General features: G+C 39.7%; 2 pseudogenes. Both read left to right on the top strand.

The window, feature by feature from the left end:
• Positions 1-366, top strand: a pseudogene (locus GMD1S_RS12400) (hypothetical protein); the annotation flags it as partial.
• 76 nt (positions 367-442) lie between these two features.
• Positions 443-623 (top strand): annotated as a pseudogene (locus tag GMD1S_RS12595) (hypothetical protein); the annotation flags it as partial.
• Between the last annotated feature and the right edge of the window lie 2 nt (positions 624-625).

Below are 625 nucleotides of genomic sequence, written 5' to 3'. Positions count from 1 at the left end.
CTGAAAAAATTGAGGGAAGAGCAGTTAGCTATCGTAGAAGCTCAGATTCAAGCGAGGGAGAACTGGCTAAATCAAATCAAAGACCTCTTTAGTCTCATTTGGGGGAGAGCCTTCTCTGAGAAGACCATCCTCTACAATACCAAGTCTCAAATCGAGTCGGGTATTCAGGATTTGGATGACAAGATTGAAAAATTAGAATTCTTTGTCTCAGAGGTTTCCCAGTATTTCAGCGATAGTCTAGAAGTCCTTAGCTTAGTGATTCAAGGAGCTACGCAACTAAGTAAAATCATTGTCGATAGCGATGGCAACTACTATGCGGACGGTGTGGACATGAGCTGGGTGCAGAAGATGAAGGATGTGAAGGTTGAGAGTGCAAAATATGATTCTTCTAAGAAAGCTAAGGATTTGCATAAAGAATACCAGAAAATCTTAGATAAGTTGGAAAGATGATAAAGAGCTTCCAAACAATCAAACAGATATTCATTTGGTAAAGAATGGAATTGTTGTCAACTACCAAGGGGAGAAAGTTTTTTTATGTAACCAATAACAAGTCCTACACGATTACCATGACCAATGTAGACGACAAGCCAGCTTACTTTGAAGCTCAAGTGGTGGATCGGTAAAA

The sequence above is a fragment of the Streptococcus sp. GMD1S genome, from assembly GCF_000296875.1.
Taxonomy (GTDB): Bacteria; Bacillota; Bacilli; order Lactobacillales; family Streptococcaceae; genus Streptococcus.
The sequence above is the reverse complement of the archived record's forward strand: the minus strand, read 5'-3'. Positions and strand labels throughout refer to the sequence as shown.